The sequence below is a fragment of the Mycolicibacterium pyrenivorans genome (genome assembly GCF_025821625.1).
Lineage (GTDB): Bacteria > Actinomycetota > Actinomycetes > Mycobacteriales > Mycobacteriaceae > Mycobacterium > Mycobacterium pyrenivorans.
Genome location: NZ_JACKSH010000026.1, coordinates 95,680 through 114,057 on the forward strand (window position 1 = coordinate 95,680; position 18,378 = coordinate 114,057).

Annotated in this window: 24 protein-coding genes; all 24 read right to left on the bottom strand. The window is 67.3% G+C overall.

What is annotated here, in order from left to right; genetic code table 11:
- Nucleotides 1-5: 5 nt before the first annotated feature.
- Nucleotides 6-353: a DUF732 domain-containing protein gene (locus H7I57_RS04160; RefSeq protein WP_264022037.1), complete on the bottom strand. Its 348-nt coding sequence runs from the start codon at nt 351-353 to the stop codon at nt 6-8.
- A 127-nt stretch (nt 354-480) separates the two neighbouring features.
- Nucleotides 481-945, bottom strand: coding sequence for a 50S ribosomal protein L15 (gene rplO, locus H7I57_RS04165; protein WP_264022038.1), 465 nt, complete (start codon nt 943-945; stop codon nt 481-483).
- Nucleotides 946-949: 4 nt separating this feature from the next.
- Nucleotides 950-1,129, bottom strand: coding sequence for a 50S ribosomal protein L30 (rpmD, locus tag H7I57_RS04170; protein WP_264022039.1), 180 nt, complete (start codon nt 1,127-1,129; stop codon nt 950-952).
- A 5-nt stretch (nt 1,130-1,134) separates the two neighbouring features.
- Nucleotides 1,135-1,812: a 30S ribosomal protein S5 gene (gene rpsE / locus H7I57_RS04175; protein WP_264022040.1), complete on the bottom strand. Its 678-nt coding sequence runs from the start codon at nt 1,810-1,812 to the stop codon at nt 1,135-1,137.
- A 37-nt stretch (nt 1,813-1,849) separates the two neighbouring features.
- Nucleotides 1,850-2,254: a 50S ribosomal protein L18 gene (gene rplR, locus H7I57_RS04180; RefSeq protein WP_275080855.1), complete on the bottom strand. Its 405-nt coding sequence runs from the start codon at nt 2,252-2,254 to the stop codon at nt 1,850-1,852.
- A gap of 3 nt (nt 2,255-2,257) precedes the next feature.
- The gene (gene rplF / locus H7I57_RS04185; protein WP_264022041.1) at nt 2,258-2,797 is read right to left on the bottom strand and encodes a 50S ribosomal protein L6; all 540 of its coding nucleotides are present in this window, start codon (nt 2,795-2,797) and stop codon (nt 2,258-2,260) included.
- A gap of 16 nt (nt 2,798-2,813) precedes the next feature.
- Nucleotides 2,814-3,212, bottom strand: a complete 399-nt coding sequence (gene rpsH, locus H7I57_RS04190; RefSeq protein ID WP_264022042.1) for a 30S ribosomal protein S8 — start codon at nt 3,210-3,212, stop codon at nt 2,814-2,816.
- Between the two features lie 90 nt (nt 3,213-3,302).
- Nucleotides 3,303-3,488: a type Z 30S ribosomal protein S14 gene (locus H7I57_RS04195; protein WP_011778599.1), complete on the bottom strand. Its 186-nt coding sequence runs from the start codon at nt 3,486-3,488 to the stop codon at nt 3,303-3,305.
- Nucleotides 3,489-3,492: 4 nt separating this feature from the next.
- Nucleotides 3,493-4,059: a 50S ribosomal protein L5 gene (gene rplE, locus H7I57_RS04200; protein ID WP_264022043.1), complete on the bottom strand. Its 567-nt coding sequence runs from the start codon at nt 4,057-4,059 to the stop codon at nt 3,493-3,495.
- Nucleotide 4,060: 1 nt separating this feature from the next.
- On the bottom strand, nt 4,061-4,378 hold the full coding sequence (gene rplX / locus H7I57_RS04205; RefSeq protein ID WP_264022045.1) for a 50S ribosomal protein L24: 318 nt from the start codon (nt 4,376-4,378) through the stop codon (nt 4,061-4,063).
- Nucleotides 4,379-4,747 (bottom strand): 50S ribosomal protein L14, encoded by a 369-nt coding sequence (rplN, locus tag H7I57_RS04210; protein WP_137148880.1) that lies wholly within the window; start codon nt 4,745-4,747, stop codon nt 4,379-4,381. It lies immediately after the preceding gene.
- A gap of 180 nt (nt 4,748-4,927) precedes the next feature.
- Complete coding sequence (locus H7I57_RS04215; RefSeq protein ID WP_264022046.1) at nt 4,928-5,806, bottom strand: formylglycine-generating enzyme family protein; 879 nt, start codon at nt 5,804-5,806, stop codon at nt 4,928-4,930.
- 5 nt (nt 5,807-5,811) lie between these two features.
- Nucleotides 5,812-6,513: a hypothetical protein gene (locus tag H7I57_RS04220; RefSeq protein ID WP_264022047.1), complete on the bottom strand. Its 702-nt coding sequence runs from the start codon at nt 6,511-6,513 to the stop codon at nt 5,812-5,814.
- Nucleotides 6,514-6,515: 2 nt separating this feature from the next.
- Nucleotides 6,516-8,867 carry an arylsulfatase gene (locus H7I57_RS04225; protein WP_264022048.1) on the bottom strand — a complete coding sequence of 784 codons (2,352 nt, stop codon included), beginning with the start codon at nt 8,865-8,867 and terminating at the stop codon, nt 6,516-6,518.
- A gap of 94 nt (nt 8,868-8,961) precedes the next feature.
- Nucleotides 8,962-10,617 (bottom strand): ArnT family glycosyltransferase, encoded by a 1,656-nt coding sequence (locus H7I57_RS04230; protein ID WP_372510119.1) that lies wholly within the window; start codon nt 10,615-10,617, stop codon nt 8,962-8,964.
- A gap of 23 nt (nt 10,618-10,640) precedes the next feature.
- Nucleotides 10,641-12,119 (bottom strand): glycosyltransferase, encoded by a 1,479-nt coding sequence (locus tag H7I57_RS04235; RefSeq protein ID WP_264022051.1) that lies wholly within the window; start codon nt 12,117-12,119, stop codon nt 10,641-10,643.
- A complete protein-coding gene (locus H7I57_RS04240; protein ID WP_264022052.1) occupies nt 12,116-13,639 on the bottom strand; it encodes a hypothetical protein in 1,524 nt (507 codons plus the stop codon). Before H7I57_RS04240 ends, H7I57_RS04235 begins: the two co-directional genes overlap by 4 nt.
- Nucleotides 13,636-15,480, bottom strand: a complete 1,845-nt coding sequence (locus H7I57_RS04245; protein ID WP_264022054.1) for a cellulose biosynthesis cyclic di-GMP-binding regulatory protein BcsB — start codon at nt 15,478-15,480, stop codon at nt 13,636-13,638. Before H7I57_RS04245 ends, H7I57_RS04240 begins: the two co-directional genes overlap by 4 nt.
- 262 nt (nt 15,481-15,742) lie before the next feature.
- On the bottom strand, nt 15,743-16,060 hold the full coding sequence (gene rpsQ, locus H7I57_RS04250; protein ID WP_264022055.1) for a 30S ribosomal protein S17: 318 nt from the start codon (nt 16,058-16,060) through the stop codon (nt 15,743-15,745).
- Nucleotides 16,060-16,293, bottom strand: a complete 234-nt coding sequence (gene rpmC / locus H7I57_RS04255) for a 50S ribosomal protein L29 (RefSeq protein WP_264022057.1) — start codon at nt 16,291-16,293, stop codon at nt 16,060-16,062. The genes rpsQ and rpmC overlap by 1 nt, the downstream gene beginning before the upstream one ends.
- Nucleotides 16,293-16,709, bottom strand: coding sequence for a 50S ribosomal protein L16 (gene rplP, locus H7I57_RS04260; protein ID WP_163797127.1), 417 nt, complete (start codon nt 16,707-16,709; stop codon nt 16,293-16,295). Before rplP ends, rpmC begins: the two co-directional genes overlap by 1 nt.
- 3 nt (nt 16,710-16,712) lie before the next feature.
- Nucleotides 16,713-17,564: a 30S ribosomal protein S3 gene (gene rpsC / locus H7I57_RS04265; RefSeq protein WP_264022059.1), complete on the bottom strand. Its 852-nt coding sequence runs from the start codon at nt 17,562-17,564 to the stop codon at nt 16,713-16,715.
- Nucleotides 17,564-18,088 carry a 50S ribosomal protein L22 gene (gene rplV, locus H7I57_RS04270; RefSeq protein WP_264022060.1) on the bottom strand — a complete coding sequence of 175 codons (525 nt, stop codon included), beginning with the start codon at nt 18,086-18,088 and terminating at the stop codon, nt 17,564-17,566. The genes rpsC and rplV overlap by 1 nt, the downstream gene beginning before the upstream one ends.
- Entirely contained in the window at nt 18,088-18,369 is a 282-nt protein-coding gene (rpsS, locus tag H7I57_RS04275) for a 30S ribosomal protein S19 (RefSeq protein WP_003892827.1), read from the bottom strand. Before rpsS ends, rplV begins: the two co-directional genes overlap by 1 nt.
- Nucleotides 18,370-18,378: the final 9 nt, after the last annotated feature.

Genomic DNA, 18,378 nt, shown 5'->3' on the forward strand with positions numbered 1-18,378 from the left:
TGAACCTAGCGACCCACGAACCGGGCGTGCTGCGGGCAGTAGATGGCCACCGAGGCCTTCATCAGGCCGACGGCCTGTTCGCGGCTCATGCCGTTGCTCGCCAAGGTCGTGACCACGCCACGCACCGCGGGCACCGGGTTGACGTTGCCCGTCACTCCGGTGGTGAGCATGTCGCAGACCTGCTGCCCCACCGCGGGCAGATCGGTGTCGGGTGCCGTCCGAATGCCGAGCGAACCGACAACCTGGGTGAACCGCTCGTCGGCCGTCTCGGCGTGAGCCGACGGGACGGCGGCGACCATCGAGAAACCGGCGGCGGCCATCGCTGCGGCGATGGCTCGACGGTGACGGATCATGAACTACTCCTCGGTGTCGGCACGCAAAGTCTAATCGCGGTGGCGGCACCTGTCGTTACGGCGACCGCATGCAAGAAGCCCCCGAGCCCGACACGCGTCGGACGGGGGCTCCTTGGCTACGACCGGATTACAGCTCGGTGGCGGTGCCGCCTGCGGCTTCGGTACATGATCCGCCCGCGGATGTGATCGCCTCGCGGGCGCTGCCGCTGAACTTGTTCGCCGTCACGTCGACCTTGGCGGTCAGCTTGCCGTCGCCGAGCACCTTGACCAACGCGTTCTTGCGGACCAGGCCCTTGGCCACCAACTCGTCGACGCCGACGGTGCCGCCATCGGGGAACGCCTTGTTGAGGTCACCGACATTGACGACGTCGTACTCGGTGCGGAAGCGGTTCTTGAAGCCCTTGAGCTTCGGCAGCCGCATGTGGATCGGCATCTGGCCACCCTCGAACGTCGCGGGGACGTTCTTGCGTGCCTTGGTGCCCTTCGTACCGCGGCCCGCGGTCTTGCCCTTGGAGCCCTCGCCGCGGCCCACGCGGGTCTTCGCAGTCTTCGAACCCGGTGCCGGGCGCAGGTCGTGCAGCTTGATTGTCACGTGTTCAGACCTCCTCAACCGTCACGAGGTGGTGGACGGCTTTGATCAGTCCGCGGGTCTGGGGGCTGTCCTCCCGAACCACGGACTGGCGGATCTTGCGCAGACCGAGAGTCCTCAGGGACTCACGCTGCTTCCAGCGCGCACCGATGGTGCTGCGCACCTGGGTGATCTTGAGTTCTGCCATGGTGGTTAAGCCGTTCCCTCACGCGCTGCGCTGGCGGCCAGTGCCTCCGCCTCACGGCGGGCCCTGAGCATCCCCGCGGGCGCTACGTCTTCGATCGGCAGGCCGCGGCGGGCCGCGACCTCTTCGGGACGCTGCAGCATCTTCAGCGCGGCAACGGTCGCGTGCACGACGTTGATCGCGTTGTCGCTGCCCAGCGACTTGGCCAGGATGTCGTGCACGCCGGCGCATTCCAGTACCGCACGTGCCGCACCGCCGGCGATCACACCGGTACCGGGGCTGGCCGGACGCAGCATCACGACACCGGCCGCGGCCTCACCTTGCACCGGGTGCACGATGGTGCCGCCGATGAGCGGGACGCGGAAGAAGCCCTTGCGTGCCTCTTCGACACCCTTGGCGATCGCGGCGGGGACTTCCTTGGCCTTGCCGTATCCGACACCGACCATGCCCGCGCCGTCGCCGACGATCACCAGCGCGGTGAAGCTGAACCGGCGACCGCCCTTGACCACCTTGGACACGCGGTTGATCGCCACGACGCGCTCGATGTAGTTGCTCTTGTCACCGCCGTCGCGGCCGCCACGACCACCGCGGTCGTCACGGCGGCCACGGCCGCCACGGTCATCGGAGCGTCCGCCCCTGTTATCGGAGCTCGACGGCCCGCCGGCTCCAACAGCCTGCTCGGCCATCATGCAATCCTCTCGGTCTTCACTGGAACGGTCTTCACTAGAACTTCAGCCCGCCTTCGCGCGCGGCGTCGGCCAGCGCGGCGATCCGTCCACCGTAGGTGTATCCGCCGCGGTCGAACACGACCTCGTCGATGCCCGCGGCCTTCGCACGCTCGGCGATGAGCTGCCCGACCCGGGTGCTGTGGGCCTTCTTGTCCCCGTCGAGGGCACGCACGTCGGCCTCGATCGACGACGCCGCGGCCAGCGTCACGCCGTCCAGGTCGTCGACCAACTGCACGTGGATGTGCCGCGCCGAACGGTTGACCACCAGGCGGGGCCGCTGCGCGGTGCCGGAGACCTTCTTGCGCAACCGTGCGTGCCTGCGCAGCCGCGACGTACGCCGCGCCTCGCTGATGTTCTGTCCCACCGGCTTGCGCACGGTGTCCTTGGTGTTGGTAGCCATGAGTTACTTACCCGTCTTTCCGACCTTGCGACGGATCTGCTCACCCTCGTAGCGAACGCCCTTGCCCTTGTACGGGTCCGGGCGGCGCAGGCGGCGGATGTTCGCCGAGATCTGTCCGACCTTTTGCTTGTCGATCCCCGAGATCGAGAACTTGGTGGGCGTCTCCACCGCGAAGGTGATGCCCTCCGGCGCCTCGATGATCACCGGGTGGCTGTATCCCAGCGCGAACTCCAGGGTGTTGCCCTTGGCCACCACGCGGTAGCCGACGCCGAAGATCTCCATCTTGGTGGTGTAGCCCTCGGTCACACCGGTGACCAGGTTGGCCACCAACGTCCGGGACAGCCCGTGCAGCGAGCGGTTTCGCCGCTCGTCGTCGGGACGGGCCACCACGACGGCGCCGTCGTCATCGCGCGACACCGTGATCGGCTCGGCGACTGACAGTTCGAGGGTTCCCTTGGGGCCCTTGACGGACACGTTCTGACCGTCGATGGTCACGTCGACTCCCGCGGGAATCGCAACCGGCTGCTTTCCAATACGCGACATTGTGGTTCTCCTCCCGCTACCAGACGAACGCGAGGACTTCGCCGCCCACGCCTTGTCGTGCTGCCTGGCGGTCGGTGAGCAGGCCCGACGACGTGGAGATGATCGCCACGCCGAGGCCACCCAGCACCCGCGGCAGATTGGTGGACTTCGCGTACACGCGCAGACCGGGCTTGGACACCCGGCGCAGGCCGGCGATGCTGCGCTCCCGGCTCGGTCCGTACTTCAGTTGCACCACCAGCGATTTGCCCACGCGGGCATCCTCGGTGCGGAAGTCGGTGATGTAGCCCTCCGACTTGAGGATCTCGGCGATGTTGGCCTTGATCTTGCTGTGCGGCAGGGTCACTTCGTCGTGGTACGCCGAATTGGCGTTGCGCAGACGCGTGAGGAAGTCTGCGATCGGATCCGTCATGGTCATGACAGCCGGTTCACCTTTCTCGCGGCGGTTCCTCCGTGAGGAGTTTTCGGAGGCCTACCGCAACCTGTTAGTTGAGTACGAATCTGGTTGTTACCAGCTGGACTTCTGCACACCGGGCAGTTCGCCGGCGTGTGCCATCTCCCGCAGGCAGATTCGGCACAGGCCGAACTTGCGGAACACGGCGTGCGGGCGACCGCACCTGTTGCAGCGCGTGTAACCCCGCACCTTGAACTTGGGCTTCTTGTTGGCCTTGTTGACCAGAGCCTTCTTTGCCATCTGCTCAGTTCTCCTTGAACGGAAAGCCCAGCGCCCGCAGCAGCGCTCGTCCTTCGTCGTCGGTCGTCGCCGAGGTGACGACGGTGATGTCCATGCCGCGGGGCCGGTCGATGTCGTCGATGTTGATCTCGTGGAACATCGACTGCTCGTTGAGGCCGAACGTGTAGTTGCCGGTGCCGTCGAACTGCTTGGGGTTCAGGCCACGGAAGTCGCGGATACGCGGCAGCGCGATCGACGTCAACCGGTCGAGGAACTCCCACATCCGATCGCCGCGCAGCGTGACCCGCGCCCCGATCGGCATGCCCTCGCGGAGCTTGAACTGCGCGATGGACTTGCGGGCCTTGCGGATCTCGGGCTTCTGGCCGGTGATCAGGGCCAGGTCGTTGACCGCACCGTTGATCAGCTTGGCGTCGCGGGCGGCGTCACCGACACCCATGTTCACCACGACCTTCATCACGCCGGGGATCTGCATGACGTTGGCGTAGCCGAACTCCTTCTGCAGCGAGTCGCGGATCTCCTCGCGGTAGCGCTGCTTGAGGCGCGGCAGGGTCTTCTGTTCAGTGGTGGTCATTTCACAGGTCCTTGCCATTGCTCTTGGCCACCCGCACGCTCTTGCCGGACTCGTCGTCCTTGCGGTAGCCGACACGGGTGGGCTTGCCGTCGGCATCGATCACCATCACGTTGCTGACGGAGATCGGCGCCTCCTGGGTGACGATGCCGCCGGAGGACGCGCCGCGCTCCGTGCGTGATTCGGGGGTGTGCTTCTTGATCCGGTTGACGCCCTCGACGAGCACCTTGTTGCGCTCCGGGTAGGCCACCAGGACCTTGCCCTTGGCGCCCTTGTCCTTGCCCGAGATCACGAGCACCGTGTCGCCCTTGCGGACCTTCATCTACAACACCTCCGGGGCGAGCGAGACGATCTTCATGAAGCGCTTCTCGCGCAGTTCGCGACCGACCGGCCCGAAGATGCGGGTGCCGCGCGGGTCGTTGTCGGGCTTGATGATGACGGCGGCGTTCTCATCGAACTTGATGTAGCTGCCGTCGGCGCGCCGGCGCTCCTTGACGGTGCGCACGATGACGGCCTTGACGACGTCGCCGCGCTTGACGTTGCCGCCCGGGATGGCGTCCTTGACGGTCGCCACGATGACATCACCGATGCCGGCGTAGCGTCGTCCCGAGCCGCCGAGCACGCGGATGCACAAGATCTCCTTGGCGCCCGTGTTGTCGGCGACCTTGAGACGCGATTCCTGCTGAATCACTCGATCTCCTGACCTGGTTTCTGTATGCACGCAGGATTACCGACCCTGACGTACGCGGTCTTTGTCACCCAAGGGCACGCAGGGTCTTCTGTGAAAGAAGTCCGAGGTCTGCCCAAGGCAACCCCCATATACTAGGTGAGCTGAGGGAATGCTCCAAATCGCCCACCCGCGGCGGTCGGTTCAGGGCGACACCACGCAGCGGAAGCCGATATGGGTCGTCGCGCTGTCCTGCGACTGCGGCGAACGGGCGGCCGGCCGGTAGCGGTGGCAGTACTCCGGGGCGCACAGGTGTGAACCGCCCTTCAGCGCCTGGCTCAACTGTGGATCGGGGACCGCCGGACCGCAGCACGCCTCCACCGGACGCCCGATCGCGTGGTGGCCGGTGAAGCGGGTGGTCGTCCACTCCCACACGTTGCCGATCATGTCGACCAGCCCGTAGGAGTTCGGCGGGAACGAGCCGACGGGCGAGGTGCCCCTCCAGCCCAGCGCGCCGTCGTTGCGGTACGGGAACCTGCCCTGCCATGTGTTGGCCATCAACTGCCCGCCGGGCGTGGCCTCCTCGCCCCACGGGTACGTGGTCGTCGACCCGCCTCGGGCGGCGAACTCCCATTCCGCTTCGCTGGGCAGCCGCCGGCCCGCCCACCGGGCGTAGGCGGCGGCGTCGGTGTAACACACCTGCACCACCGGATGCTCGGACATGCCCTCGACCGAACTGTCCGGACCGAACGGATGCCGCCAGTTCGCCCCAGGTGTCCAGGCCCACCACTGCCGCCAGTCACGGAGATCGACAGGGCCGTCCGTCGGCCTGAACACCAGCGCGCCGGGCACCAGGTCCTGCGGGTCGGCACCGGGGAACAGTGCCGGGTCCGGGGGCACCTCGGCGACGGTGCGGTAGCCGGTGTCGGCGACGAACGCGCCGAACTGGGCGTTGGTGACCGGATGCCGTTCCACCGCGAAGGCCGCGACGGTGACCGTGTGCGCGGGCGCCTCTTCTGGGTAGAACTTCGTGGACCCCATGCGGAACGACCCGCCGTCCAACTCGACGAGCTCGGTGAGCATGCCGCTCAGCGTAGGCCGATCTCGAAATCCCCGGTCAGCACCGACGCCGCATCGTCGAATCCGGGCGTACCGGAGGGCGCCTCGACGTGAACGACGATCAAGTAGTCCTGCGCCGCGGTGTCCACGTGCACGATTCGGTCCTCGTATTCCACCGATTGCGCGTTGTCGGACAACATGCCCATCAGCTTCTGACCGCTGTAGCCGCACAGCTCGCCGGGCAGCGTGCTGACCGTGCTGACGGTCGCATCCTCGGTGAGGGCGTCGACGTACTCGCGGAACGCGGGATCGAGCGGCGTCGGGGTGATCGTGACGACGGCCTCCATCCCTTCGGGCCCCTCGAGCCGGGCACCCTCGGGATCGCCGTTGCCCGACGACATCGACCAGCCGTCCGGCACGCCCACGGTGGCCGTGGGAGCGCCGGGGTCGGATACCTGGGCGACGGTCCTGACCGGGGGAAGGACGGGCGGCACAGAGACTGTGCCTGCCGGTGCCGGTGGCTGCGTCGTGGGGACGACGCCGGGTTCCGAATCGTCCCACTGGCCGGGGCTCGGCGGGGCAGCCTCGGAGGTCTCGGTCGTCGTCACCTCGCGTTCGGCCGCCGTGGGCACACCGTCGCTGGACCGCGTGCACGCCGGCACGACGCACGCCGACGACAAGATGATGGCCACCCACACCGGCAGCGCCGCCGGGCCCGCGCGGGTGGGCACCGTCAGTCCTTGGCGAATGCTCGTGCGACGTCGCGCTCCAGATCGGAGTACGGAGCGCCGGAGACATCGACGGTGACCTGCGTGATGGTGCCACCGCTGAACGCGAACGGCGCCCGGTAGGCCTGCGAAACCTCTTGTCCGAGATTGCGTCCCACGCTGACCCCGCCGCCGGCGAGCCCGAACGTGAAGGGGTGGGCTTTCACGTCCTGCAGGGTGGCGACTGCGGCGCCGTCGATGTACAGGGTCGCCTCGCCGACCGGCGTGTGACTGCCGTCGAGCGTTCCCGTTCGGGCGTAGCCGACACCGAGGGTGCGGTTGCCCAGTGGCACCGGCTCGGGAGAAGCGACCCACTGCTCCTGTTCCCCGAAGAAGTTGTAGACGAACTGCAGTCGACCGTCGGCGATGAACAGCACGTAGCCGCCATGGCCGGCGCCCTGCTTGAACAGCACGCCCTGCACCTCGTCGCTGTCCACGGACACCTCGGCCAGCACCGAGAAGGAACGGCCCTGGATCTCCACACACGCCCCCACCGCAACCGGCGCGGTGTGCGGGTAATACAGATAGCTCGAACGATCACCGGCCAGCGACGGCCGCCACCGCCCGATCATCTCGAACACGCCGAGGTCTGACAGCGGAAGCCCGTTGTACTTGGCGGCCTCGGAGAACCACAGCGCCTGCAGTTCGGCGAGCTTGTCGGGATTCTCGGCGGCCAGATCGTGGCACTGGCTGCGGTCCGAGTCGATGTGGTAGAGCTCCCAGCGGTCCTTGTCGAAATGTGACCACCCCGACGGAGCGGCGGGATGGACCGCGTTGGCGAACCAGCCTCTGTGCCAGATGCCCCGGGTGCCGAGCATGGTGTAGAACTGGGTCTCCTTACCGGTGGGCGCGGCTGGATCATCAAGGGCCACCTTGAAACTGACACCGTCGAGCGACTTCTGCGGAACCCTCCTGACGGTGGCGGGCGGGGTGATCTGCAGCAGGTCGTACACCGTCGGGGTGATGTCACAGACGTTGACGAAGTTGTCGCGCACCTCACCGTGCGCGGCGATCCCGTTGGGCCAGGAGATGATTGCGGCATCGGCGATGCCGCCCCCGTGGGAGGCGTAACGCTTGTAGAGCTTGTAGGGCGTGTTGAAGGCCATCGCCCAGCCGATCGGATAGTGGCCGAACGTGGTCGGAGAACCCAACTCGTCGATGAACCGCATGCTGTCCTCGACGGAGTCGAGGTAGCCGTTGAAGAACTTGGCTTCGTTGACCGAGCCATCGGGCCCACCCTCCCCGCTGGCCCCGTTGTCGGAGATGACGACGATGATGGTGTTGTCCAGTTGTCCGGACTCCTCCAGATAGTCGAGGATGCGGCCGATTTGGGCGTCGGTGTAGGACAGGAACCCGGCGAACACCTCGGCCATGCGGGCGAACAGCCGTTTCTCCTGCTCGCCGAGCGATTCCCAGGGTCGCACGGTGTCCTGCGCGGGCCACGGTTCGCCGTTGGGTCCGGTGACATCCGAGTACGGGTTGACCGCCGACAGTTCGGTGTCCGGAGGCACGATGCCGAGCCTCTTCTGGTTCTCCAGCGCGATCTCGCGGTAGCGCTCGTATCCCATGTCGAACTTGCCGGCGTAGCGGTCGGCCCATTCCTTGGGCACGTGATGCGGCGCGTGCCCCGCCCCGGGACACACATACGAGAACCATGGCTTGTCGGGGGCGATCATCGTCGAATCCCGGATGAATTCGATTGTCTTGTCGGCGATGTCCTTGGAGAGGTGGTAGCCCTCCTCGGGGGTCGCCGGTGCTTCCACGGGGTGGCCGTCGTAGATCAGCTCGGGATACCACTGGTCGGTCTCACCGCCCATGAAACCGTAGAACCGCTCGAAACCGCGCGACAGCGGCCAGTGCCGCCTGGTGGCGGCGAGGTTGGACTCCTCGATCGGCGTCAGGTGCCACTTACCCACGCAGTAGGTGTTGTAGCCGTTCTCGGCGAGCACCTCCGAGATCAGCGCGGTCTCCTCGGGGATTCGCCCGTTGATGCCGGGGAAGCCCTCGGTGAACTCCTCCACCATCGCCATGCCCACCGTGGTCGCGTTGCGACCGGTCAGCAGCGACGCCCGGGTCGGCGAGCACAGCGCGGTGGTGTGGAACTGTGAAAGGCGCACTCCGCGTTCGGCGATGCGGCTCATCGTGGGCATCTCGACCAGTCCCCCGAAGCAGTCCCAGGTGGCGATGCCGACGTCGTCCCACACGAGGTAGAGGACGTTGGGCGCATCCGGTTGCGCCTTCGGAGCCGCGTAGGGTCCCCAGTCCGGCTCGGAATCCCGGATGTCGACCTCGATCTTGCCGTTGAACTCCGTCGTCATAACCGGCCCGTCTCCATCCTCGCGAGGTGTTCGCGATCGTCGACAGATTACCGCGACGCACGTGCCGGGCGCGTGTATTGACCCTCTCGCGGTGTCACTGCCTGCCCGGCGGCGGCTCGTTCACCCGGTACAGGCGCCAATCAGGTTGGCTGTCACCGTCGTTGGGGATCTCGAGCTCGAGAGTGGCGATGTCCGCGCCGGTCTCGTACAACGTGGGGTAACGAAGGTTCAACGCGTCGGAGACGCCGCGCCCCGTCGGCGGCACCGCCAGCAGGTACCGAATGCCGCCCAGCGACGGCTCGTTGAGCAGCTCGGTGAAGTCGGGGTCCGACGGGATGACGAACGTCCTGGGCTTGTCTGAGGCGGCCAGTATCGCGAACCCGTACACGGTGTCGGTGATGACCGAGCTCTCCGGGAGGTGCAGGCCGTCAAGATAGTCGGCGATCTTGCGTTCGGTCGAGAAGCTCGCGGCGATCCGGTGCTCGAGCGCCTTGCGTTCGGTGACGTTGTCGGGGTCGGGCGCCAACACCGCGCCCAGCGCGTACTCCTGCGGCGCGTACTTCGGCAGGCTCATCCCCCAGGCGGTGACCGGAAGGCTGACCGCGAACAGCAGCGCCACCGCTGCGTACGGCGCCCGCGACCGGCGCCGATGATTGACCGCGGCCGCCGGCGGCGCGTACCGGCCCCGTCGCTTGGAGGCCAGGCCGATTCCCTCGGGTACCGCCAGCACGGCAAGGCACGCCGTCAACGGCACGGCGATGATGTAGAACCGCAGGAACGGGAACGTCGAACCCGAGGCGTAGCTGTATGCCTGAAAGGCCAGTGCCGCACCGTAGATCGACAGCGGCACGAGCAGCACCGGCCAGCCGGGTGTGCCCCGGCGCCGCGCGGCGGCCCACAGCGCGATGGGTATCAGGGTGGGAGCCAGCAGCATGATGCAGACGGCGGCGAACGCCAGGCCGCCGCCGAAGGTCGTGGCGACCGTTCCCGACTGCTCCAGGATCGCGGTGTTGCCGTACTGCGACGTGAACTGCGCGAACGCCTCGCCCGTGATCAGCCAGCTGACCGCCGCCCAGCCGACGAATGCTCCGACGCCGGGTCCGCTGACCAGGATCGTGTCCAGCAGTGCCCGCCGGATGCGGGGCGCCGACCGGGCGCGACGGTAGGTGGTCACGCCGACCAGCACGCCCGCGGCCGCGATGCACGCCACCGCGTCGTAGCGGGTGAGATACGCCAGCCCCATGGCGATTCCGCCCGCGGTGATCAGGTGGTGCACGTCATCGTCGACCATCCACAGCATCAATCTGCGGACGGCCCAGGACATGAAGAAGATGAAGGGCGCCTCGCTCATCCCGTTCGCGCCGTAGAACACGATCATCGGGTTCAGCGCGAAGATCGCCGTGATCGCCAGCGCGTAGACGCGCGGCAGCCCCCGGTCCAGACCCATGCCGAGGATCTGGACGACGGCGCCGGCCATGAAGACGGCCGAGACGAGGGTCGCCGCGAACGCGCGTTCGGTGATCTCCGGCCAGACCGGGGTGAGCAGCAGCGCGGGCAGCTGGAGCATCGCGGTCAGCGGGGTGAAGATGAAGCCGATGGCCGCAAGGTGCGGATCGCGGCTGAACAGGACGGACTGCGCGGCCGTCACCCGCGACAGCGCGTCACCCAGGATGAACCCGTGCTGCACCTGCAGCCAGAAGCCGACCCCGACGTAGATCGCGCACGTCACGGTGTAGACCGCGACCATCATCTGCCGCCGGGACGGCCCGCGGGTCAAGGACCGCTCTCCGCCCCGGCGGGTTTCACGGCGAGGCCGTGAAAGGTCTTCTCCCAGTATGACGGGCTGCGGATCATCTGGTAGCAGCCCTTGGCCGCGGCGACGCTCATCATCACCCAGAACACCGGCACCGTCAGACCGGCGAGGAGCAGATCGGACCGGTCGTCCTCGCGCAACGCGATGAGGTTCATGTACATCGTCGCCCCGTTACCCAGCACGAGGGCGATGAGCGCCGGAAAGTAGATGTAGGGAGGGAACACCTCTTCGACCACAGGGGGCTGGCCGAGGAACCACACCAGCGTGATGAGCCAGAACACCAGGTTCAGGACGGCGACCACCGGGGTTCCGCCCAGCACCAGGTTGAACCGCACGAAGCTGCGCAGACCCAGCGTGCGGTACAACCCCACCGGCCGACGGATGTGAACCAGCCATGTCTGCAGATAACCCTTGTACCAGCGCGACCGCTGACGCACCCAGTTGATCGGGTCGCTGTTGGCCTCCTCGAGGGTGTTCGAGTCGATCACTGCGGTGCGGTAGCCACACGCGGCGATGCGCAGGCCGAGGTCGGCATCCTCGGTGACGTTGAACGGATCCCACGCACCGATCTCATCGAGGACCTTGCGACGAAGGTGGTTCGACGTGCCGCCCAACGGAATCGGGGATGTCGATCCCATCATCCCGGGCAGCAGATAGCCGAACCACAAGCCGTACTCGGCGGTGAACCATCCGGTCAGGATGTTCTGGTGGCCGTTGTGATACACCAGTTTCGCCTGGATGCACGCGACGTCGTCGGGCAGGTCGTGGAACGCGGCGACCACGCGGCGTAACTGCAGGGGTTCGGGAAGGTCCTCGGCGTCGAAGATCGTCACGATCTCACCGGTCGCGAAGTGCAGACCGTAGTTGCACGCCTTCGGTTTGGTGCGGGGATCTGCGGGCGGCACAAGCAGGATCGTGATGGCATCCGATTCGGCGCATTCCTGCGCCGCCGCGATCGTGACATCGTCGTCGGCTTCGAGCAGCAGCAGCACCTGCAGCTTGTCGCGCGGGTATTCGATCGCGGCCATCGCACCGATGAGGTCGCCGACCACCTCCGGCTCGTTGTAGGCGGGCACCAGCACCGTGTAGGGCGGCAGTTCGTCGTCCGGTATCCCGCGGGCCCTTTCGTCGGAGATGACGATTGCCCGGGAGGCCAGACCCTGCCGGAAGATGAGCACTCGGTCGGTCATCGTCAGCAGATAGGCCGCCGTGCACAGCCCGATGAGGACCACCGCGGTGGCCATCGGCTGCCACCCGGCGCAGCCGATGATGATCACCAGCGACGACCACAGCACCACGCGTTGCCAACCGGTCACCGGGATCGACGCGGACCGCATCGGGTCGTCGTCGCGCAGCCCGTCGATCGCACGCCGCAGCGCGTACTCCCGGTCCGACGGCACCGTCGGATCGAGCACCGGTCGTTGCCCGGTGGCTCTCACGGCGCGGGTCCGAGCTGAGCCGCGACCAGCGCCCGACCGAACTGGGACAGCAGCTCGGCGTCCTTGAACGTCGGCGTGCTCTGCCTGAGTACGTCATTGCCCCGAAACAGCAAGGTGATCAACGTCCGCACCGTAGGAAGGAGATTCTGGGTGGGCTCGGGAAAGGGGGCCTCCGGCTCGTGGTTGTCGACGGCGAACATCGTCACGCGCTGGGCGAGATCGCCGTCCTCCCAAGCGAACTGCATCGCATTCCACGTCACCAGCAGCTGGTCGTCGACCACCGAGATGAGGTTGCCGATCACACCGTTGCCGAGGTCCACGTCGCGCACCTCGCTGATCCGGGCCGACGTCAGGCCGTAGAGCACCCGCGCCGGATACATCACCAGTGCGAACGACTCGTCGCTCACCGTGCTGTCGACGACGACGGTCCTCGGCCTGCCGTACTTGTCCCATCGCGGGCTGCCGACATCGGCGGTCATTCGCTGGCGGACCAGCACGGCGTCGGCTCCGTAGAGCCGGTTGACGGGGATTCGGGTGATCGCTCCGGAGGTCGACCAGCCTGGTGGCGCGACGAGTGGCATCCCGTTGGCCAGCGGGTATTGGCTCGGTCGGCTGAAGATCCCCGAGATAGGAGAGATGGGCAGTGGGAACAACGACAGCGCCACCGCCGCGGTGGTCACCAGTGGCACGGCGCTCCACACCTGCTTGGCGGCAAGGGGTTCGACCTTGCGGTCGAGGACGCGCTTGGGTTGCCCCCGCCGGGAGATGAAGAACATCGCCAGGCCGACGACACAGAGCGCCGTGAGGGCCGGCACTTCCTGGTACACGAGCACCGGGGCGTCGGTGAAGAAGACCGCGATCACCGCCAGCACGACGAAGCCGACGACCCAGGCTGCCAGCGAGGCGAGAGCGCCTCGCCGGTAGGAAGGTCCGCCGGCGATGCCTGCTCCGAGGCCCGCGATGAGCAGCGCCGCGGTGCCCGCCGCCACCTTGCCCCCGCCGAGCGTGATCACGACGAGGTAGTACGGCAGGGTGAGGATCATCAGGAGCACCATCACCCACACCCACGCGAAGCGGATGACGGGACGCAGGCCGAACAGCAACACGGCCGAACAGGACACGAACAGCCACATCGCGAACAGGTCGAGCCGCAGCAGATGGAAGTAGAGCGCATACCGCGGCAACAGGACGCCCTGGACCATCAACGCCAGGCCGAGCCCCATGATCCCGACGATGACGTCGGTCTGGCGATCGTGGATCGGCAACTCGGTACGCTTGCGCCGCGCGATCGCCACCGCCACGAGGATCGCCGCGGCGGGCACCGTCCACACGAAACTCCCGATGCTGCCGTTGCGGGCGACCTCGACCAGACTCAGGATGCTGCGGTGGAACGCGACGCCGGTGAGCACCGCGATGAAGGTCCAGCGGACGGTCAGCCGATAGGCGGGAGGCAGACCGTAATACCGCTGGAGGGCACTTCGTCGACCCTCCGGTGCAGCGGCTACGGCGGTGGCTGTCATTGCCGATCTCGGGTTCGCCTGGCGCGCAACACAACAAACCCGATGGCCAATACGACCAGCGACGCGGCAACGGCCACTGCCGCCCAGACCCACCACGGCCGTCCAGTCGACGTCTCGGCCTGCGCTCCGGTTTCGACGTCGGCGGTGGTGTCGACGACGACCGGTTGCCTGCCCGGCGCGCCGATGAGCGCCGTGCCGTCGACATTGGACCAGCGCTGGGGGTTCTGGCCGAGCCAGACCAGCAGCGCGTCCAGCTGCTCGGACGCCCCGGTCGACGTGGCGATCAGCATGCTGCGCCGACCGTCGTGGACCACCTGCAGCGAGCCGAAACCCAGCACCGGGTCGAGGCGCAGGGTGGTCGTCTCCCCCGGCGCGTCGGCCCGCTCGACGGTGAGCTCACCGTCGGCGTCGGCCGCGACCGGGAGGTCGATCCCGTCCTCGGTCCACCCGCCGGGACTGATCAGGACCGCGGGCCCGCCGCCGGCGATCGCATCCTGCAACGGCATCACCGTGGTGTCGATCGGCAGTGCGCTGAGTCGCTGCAACCCGACCATGATCGCGGCGGCCCTTCTGGTGTCGTCCAGTCCACCGTCGATGCCCACCACGGTGCGCGGCATCAGCGCCTGTGGCAGCGACTGGAAGCCTCCCGGAACGGGCGGCTGCGCGGGGCTGGTCAGCACCGGGCTGTCACCGTCGATGGTCAGCGTCAACGGCTGGAACTCGCCGCAACGGCCGGTGTTTCCGCTGATGTCGAGTCTCAGCGCGAGGGTGGTGTACCGCTGCAGGAGATCATCGGGGACGTCGACCCAGCGATCGATCGTGCCCGACGGGTCAGCAGGCCAGCGGTCGACGGTGTCCCCGGCGATCGAGGCCACCAACTGTCCGCCGATGGATTCGGGCAGTGGGGTGTAGGACCCGCGCAGATGGACCCGGACACCGTGCGCCGAGCGGCCCAGGCGGGTCTGGTCGAGGCCGATCCCGACCTGCGGCGACAGCGCGGTGGCATTGACCCCCGGCTGCCCCAGCCTGCGCAGCGTCGTCTGGTCACCCGGCAGCTGCGGCGTCGAAGCCAACGGTCCGGCAACGGCCTTGGAGGCGATCGCGAGGCGATCGAGATCGCTGGTGAGCAACCGGCTCTGGTTGCCCAGCTGCTCGGCCGGACCGGCGACGAGCAGCGCGGGCACCCCGCCGGAGCCCAGCAGCGAGACGCCGACGTCGGCGGCCTCCCTGATGACGATGTGCCGTTGCAGCGGCGCCGACGGTTCGGCAGGAGCGGCCTGCCCCTCGGCCAGCGGAGCGACCGCGATGTCGGGGTACTGGGTGCCGTAGTGTGCGGCGACTGCCGTCACCAACCGGACCGCCGCATCCGACTCCGCCTGGGACGGTTGCGCATCGACGAAGACGGTGAGCTGACGCAACACCGGGGGCAGGAAGTCGGCCACCGTGACCGGGACCTGTTCCACGCCGGCGAACGTCACGCTGCCGTCGGACAATCGCAGCGGGTTGGTCGGATCCAGGCAGTACCCGTCGACCGGAAGGATGTAGGTCCGCAAGGTCAGGCTCACCGCGTTGTCCACTATCGCCGCACCCGCGAGTGGGATGACGACGGGGGCACGATCCCCTGGCGGGGCGTCGACCCGGGCGATCGTGCGCTCGCCCTGCATGACGGTGATAGTCGCGCTCCGCACATTGACAGGCAGTTGCGTGATTGCGTTCAGCGCGACAGGTTCCAGTCCCGGCGGTACCGGGACGTTCAGGATCTCGGTGCCCTGGATACCGTAAAACGCCAGATCGGCCGCCGCCCCGAGCTGCGCCAGCGGAAGGGTCGGCGCGGCGGACACACCACCGGTGTCGGGAGGCTGACTCCTTGCCGCAGGCGATACCAGCAAAGTGGTTAGCGCGACTGCCATCAGCAATCTTACGAGGATTGCAGAGTATCGTCTCATCGCAGGTCAGCGTAGTGGTGCCGTTGGCTCCGCAAACCCTATTGAGGGGACTCTTACACCTCCGCCAGATCTTTTGGCGACACGCGAAGCCCCCGCCGCCGAGGTGGCGTGCGGGGGCTTCGTGCGGAAAAGCGGTAGAGCCGGGAAAGGCTCGAGCCTACTTGGCCTTCTCGAGGATCTCGACGAGACGCCAGCGCTTCGTCGCCGACAGCGGCCGGGTCTCCATCAACGAAACACGGTCGCCGACACCGGCATCGCCGTTCTCGTCGTGCGCCTTGACCTTGCTCGTGGTCCGGATGATCTTGCCGTAGAGCGGGTGGCTCTTGCGATCTTCCAACTCGACCACGATGGTCTTCTGCATCTTGTCGCTGACGACGTAGCCGATCGCGGTCTTGCGGCGACCGCGGGGCTTCTCGGTGCGCGGGGTCTTCTTGGGACCGGGCTGGGCGCCCTTTTCCGTTGTCTTCTCGGCCATTACGAATCCTCACCTCCGGGTCCGGCGGCCAGACCCAATTCACGTTCGCGCAGCACGGTGTAGACGCGTGCGATCTCCTGCCGCACCACACGCAGCCGGCGGTTGTTGGCAAGCTGGCCGGTCGCCATCTGGAAGCGCAGGTTGAACAGCTCTTCCTTGGACTCACGCAGCTTGTCGGTCAGTTCGTCGTCGGTGAGCTCGCGCAGTTCGCCGGTCGTGGTTCCGACTGCCATCAGAACTGCTCCTCTCTGGTGACGATGCGTGCCTTGATAGGCAGCTTGTGGATGGCACGGGTCAACGCTTCCCTGGCGATCTTCTCGTCGGGGTAGCTCAGCTCGAACAACACCCGGCCGGGCTTGACGTTGGCGACCCACCACTCCGGCGAGCCCTTACCCGAACCCATGCGGGTCTCGGCCGGCTTCTTGGTCAGCGGGCGGTCCGGGAAGATGTTGATCCACACCTTGCCGCCACGCTTGATGTGCCGGTTGATGGCGATACGAGCGGACTCGATCTGCCGGTTGGTGATGTAGGCATGGCCGAGGGCCTGGATGCCGTAGTCGCCGAAGCTCACCGAGGTGCCGCCGCTGGCGATGCCGCGCTGCTGCGGGTGGTGCTGCTTGCGGTGCTTGACCTTGCGGGGAATAAGCATTGGCTAGCTCCCTGAATCCTGTGTAGTGCTCTCAGCCGGCGCCTCGACGGCCGCGGCATCTGCGGTCGGTGCTGCTGCGTCTCCCGAGGTGGCGGCACGACCGGCGTCGGTGCTCGTCGCGGTGGTGCCCGACGCGCCACTGCGGCGCGGACGGGTGGCACCCGTCGGACGCTCGCGACGCGGACGATCCGCGCCGGCGGGAGCGGAGGCGACTGCCTCGCGCTTGCCACCGACGATGTCGCCCTTGTAGATCCACACCTTCACACCGATGCGGCCGAAGGTGGTCTTGGCCTCGTAGAGGCCGTAGTCGATGTCGGCGCGCAGCGTGTGCAGCGGGACCCGACCCTCGCGGTAGAACTCCGAGCGGCTCATCTCGGCGCCGCCGAGGCGGCCCGAGCACTGCACCCGAATGCCTTTCACGCTGGGCTGGCGCATCGCCGACTGGATCGCCTTACGCATCGCACGGCGGAACGCCACGCGGTTGCTCAGCTGCTCGGCCACACCCTGGGCCACCAACTGCGCGACCGACTCGGGGTTCTTCACCTCGAGGATGTTGAGCTGAACCTGCTTCTTGGTCAGCTTCTCCAGGTCGGCGCGGATGCGGTCGGCCTCGGTGCCGCGGCGACCGATGACGATGCCGGGGCGCGCGGTGTGGATGTCCACGCGAACGCGGTCACGGGTGCGCTCGATCTCGACGTCGGCGATGCCGGCCCGTTCCAGGCCGGTGGCCAGCAGCTTGCGGATCGCCACATCTTCCTTGATGTAGTCGGCGTACTGCTTGTCTGCGTACCAGCGGGACTTCCAGTCGGTGGTGATACCGAGGCGGAAGCCGTGCGGGTTGATCTTCTGGCCCACTACTGCGAGCCTCCCTTCGCTTCGCTAGAAGCCTCAGCGGATGTGGTGGCCGTGGCTTTCTCCGGGGTCGTCTTGGCAGCGGCGGCCTTGCTGGCCTGTGCGCGCCGCGACCGGGCGGCGCCGGCCGACGCCGCAGCACGGGTGCCGCGGTCCTTCGGCGGACGGCTCTCGACGATCACGGTGATGTGGCAGGTGCGCTTGCGGATGCGGAACGCGCGACCCTGCGCGCGCGGCCGGATGCGCTTGGCGGTGGGGCCCCCGTCGGCGTGGATGGTGGCGACCACCAGCGTGGCCGGGTCCAGCCCGTCGTTGTTCTGCGCGTTGGCGGCAGCGCTCGCGATCACCTTGGCGACCGGGTCACTGGCGCTCTGCGGTGCCCACCGCAGGATGTCGAGCGCCTGCTCGACGCTCTTGCCGCGGACCAGGTCGATCACCCGGCGTGCCTTCGTCGGCGAGATGGGCACGTAACGCGCCACAGCCATCGCAGAGGGGTAGGTGGACGGATTCGTCGTTGCTGTACTCATTACCGCCTCTTGCTCTTCCGGTCATCCTTGATGTGACCCTTGAAGGTGCGTGTGGGCGCGAACTCGCCCAGCTTGTGCCCGACCATCGCCTCGGTGACGAACACCGGGACATGCTTGCGACCGTCGTGGACGGCGAAGGTGTGCCCGATGAAGTCGGGGATGATGGTCGACCGACGGGACCAGGTCTTGATGACCTGCTTGGTGTTCTTCTCGTTCTGGACGTCGACCTTCTTGAGCAGATGGTCGTCGACGAACGGGCCCTTCTTCAGGCTGCGTGGCATCGCTGGCTA

Excerpts from the sequence above, each read along its gene's own strand:
- rplX (WP_264022045.1), bottom strand. The coding sequence starts at position 4,378 with ATGAAGGTCCGCAAGGGCGACACGGTGCTCGTGATCTCGGGCAAGGAC.
- rpmC (WP_264022057.1), bottom strand. The coding sequence starts at position 16,293 with ATGGCAGTCGGAACCACGACCGGCGAACTGCGCGAGCTCACCGACGAC.
- rpsQ (WP_264022055.1), bottom strand. The coding sequence starts at position 16,060 with ATGGCCGAGAAGACAACGGAAAAGGGCGCCCAGCCCGGTCCCAAGAAG.
- H7I57_RS04230 (WP_372510119.1), bottom strand. The coding sequence starts at position 10,617 with ATGATGGTCGCGGTCTACACCGTGACGTGCGCGATCTACGTCGGGGTC.
- rpsS (WP_003892827.1), bottom strand. The coding sequence starts at position 18,369 with ATGCCACGCAGCCTGAAGAAGGGCCCGTTCGTCGACGACCATCTGCTC.
- rplR (WP_275080855.1), bottom strand. The coding sequence starts at position 2,254 with ATGGCTACCAACACCAAGGACACCGTGCGCAAGCCGGTGGGACAGAAC.
- rplP (WP_163797127.1), bottom strand. The coding sequence starts at position 16,709 with ATGCTTATTCCCCGCAAGGTCAAGCACCGCAAGCAGCACCACCCGCAG.
- rpsH (WP_264022042.1), bottom strand. The coding sequence starts at position 3,212 with ATGACCATGACGGATCCGATCGCAGACTTCCTCACGCGTCTGCGCAAC.
- rplF (WP_264022041.1), bottom strand. The coding sequence starts at position 2,797 with ATGTCGCGTATTGGAAAGCAGCCGGTTGCGATTCCCGCGGGAGTCGAC.
- H7I57_RS04240 (WP_264022052.1), bottom strand. The coding sequence starts at position 13,639 with ATGACAGCCACCGCCGTAGCCGCTGCACCGGAGGGTCGACGAAGTGCC.
- rpsE (WP_264022040.1), bottom strand. The coding sequence starts at position 1,812 with ATGGCCGAGCAGGCTGTTGGAGCCGGCGGGCCGTCGAGCTCCGATAAC.
- H7I57_RS04195 (WP_011778599.1), bottom strand. The coding sequence starts at position 3,488 with ATGGCAAAGAAGGCTCTGGTCAACAAGGCCAACAAGAAGCCCAAGTTC.
- rpmD (WP_264022039.1), bottom strand. The coding sequence starts at position 1,129 with ATGGCAGAACTCAAGATCACCCAGGTGCGCAGCACCATCGGTGCGCGC.
- H7I57_RS04215 (WP_264022046.1), bottom strand. The coding sequence starts at position 5,806 with ATGCTCACCGAGCTCGTCGAGTTGGACGGCGGGTCGTTCCGCATGGGG.
- rplV (WP_264022060.1), bottom strand. The coding sequence starts at position 18,088 with ATGAGTACAGCAACGACGAATCCGTCCACCTACCCCTCTGCGATGGCT.
- H7I57_RS04225 (WP_264022048.1), bottom strand. The coding sequence starts at position 8,867 with ATGACGACGGAGTTCAACGGCAAGATCGAGGTCGACATCCGGGATTCC.
- H7I57_RS04160 (WP_264022037.1), bottom strand. The coding sequence starts at position 353 with ATGATCCGTCACCGTCGAGCCATCGCCGCAGCGATGGCCGCCGCCGGT.
- rplE (WP_264022043.1), bottom strand. The coding sequence starts at position 4,059 with ATGACCACCACTGAACAGAAGACCCTGCCGCGCCTCAAGCAGCGCTAC.